The sequence below is a fragment of the Streptomyces sp. NPDC101166 genome, from assembly GCF_044768125.1.
Taxonomy (GTDB): Bacteria; Actinomycetota; Actinomycetes; order Streptomycetales; family Streptomycetaceae; genus Streptomyces.
In genome coordinates this window covers 1-1,151 of the sequence record NZ_JBIWPF010000251.1, presented here as the reverse complement: position 1 = coordinate 1,151, position 1,151 = coordinate 1, and the positions used below count along the sequence as shown (strand labels likewise).

Annotated in this window: 1 protein-coding gene; it reads right to left on the bottom strand. The window is 69.2% G+C overall.

The genetic code is table 11. The features are described from left to right. Nucleotides 1–27: 27 nt before the first annotated feature. Nucleotides 28–1,056 carry a PPE domain-containing protein gene (locus ACIRS4_RS38145; RefSeq protein WP_404204858.1) on the bottom strand — a complete coding sequence of 343 codons (1,029 nt, stop codon included), beginning with the start codon at nt 1,054–1,056 and terminating at the stop codon, nt 28–30. Between the last annotated feature and the right edge of the window lie 95 nt (nt 1,057–1,151).

Here is a 1,151-nt window from a genome sequence, read left to right as displayed (position 1 = left end):
CGATGAGTCCGTCGTTGGTGAGGGTGGTCATGTGGCCGACCCCTGACTGCCGCCGGATTCCGCTGTGCTGGTCGCCTTTTCGGACCCACTGCCCGCGTTGAAGGCGATGTCGACGGGCGCGCGCTGGGCGGCCGGGTCGAGGCCGCCGAGGACGGCGGGCGCGACCTGCATGCCGGAGGTGAGGCCCAGTTCGTTGTCGCTGGTGGGCGCGCCGACGAGACCGGCCCGCGGCGTGTGCTCCTCGTCGCTGGACTGGCCGGCGCCCCCCATCGGCGCAGGGGCCATGGTCGTCCCACTCTGCTGCACCGTAACCGGTTGCGTCACAACGCGTTGCGTGGTGGTTTCCTTGGCCTCGACGGTGGTGGCGCGCACCTGCGTCAACGGCATGGGCGGCAGGTTGAGCGAGCCGAGGTTGATATTCGGCATCGACGGCGTCGGAACCGCGGGCGCTTCCACCTCGACCGGCGCGACAGGCTGTTCGGCGGGCGTCAGCCCGGCGGTGACCTGCGGCGGAGCCTGGTGTTCCCACGGCTTGGCCAGCGATTCGGTGGCGGCCTCGTAGGTCCGCATGACCCGCGCCGCCTGCGCCTTGGCCGCGTCGGCGTCCATGTCGGTCTTGGCGAGCCCGCCCAGCAGGGGCATCCCGCCCGCCAGCCCGAGCTGCTGCATCAGCTGCTGCAGATCCTTGAGCTTCTCGACCTCGTCGACGTCCGGCATGGTCAGTTTCGCGAGTTCGTATGCGGCCGCGTGCGTTTCGGCCTGCACTGCATTACCGGCGGCCGCGGAGGCAGAAGCCCCCATCCAGTCACGCAGCGCTCTGATGCGTTCGATGAAGGGCCCGCTGTGCTTGGATTCCCAAGCACTGTCGAGGATTACGAGAATTCTCTCGTACTCCACAGCGGCGGCGGCGAAACCCGCGCTCAGTCGAGTCCACGCGAGCCCGGCTTCGGCGGCGGGGATCGCCCCGGCGCCCGTCACCAGTTCACGCGCCAGCTCTTCGGGCGGCTTGGATTCCCAAACCGTCTCGGTGAAGCCGGGTTTCGTCGGTTCCAGCATCGAGAAGGGTCTCCGCTCAGCCGGCGAAGCCGAGGACGGACTGCTCCTCGACCTTGCCGAAGGCGTCGAACTGGCTGCGCAGCGTAGAGGCGAGG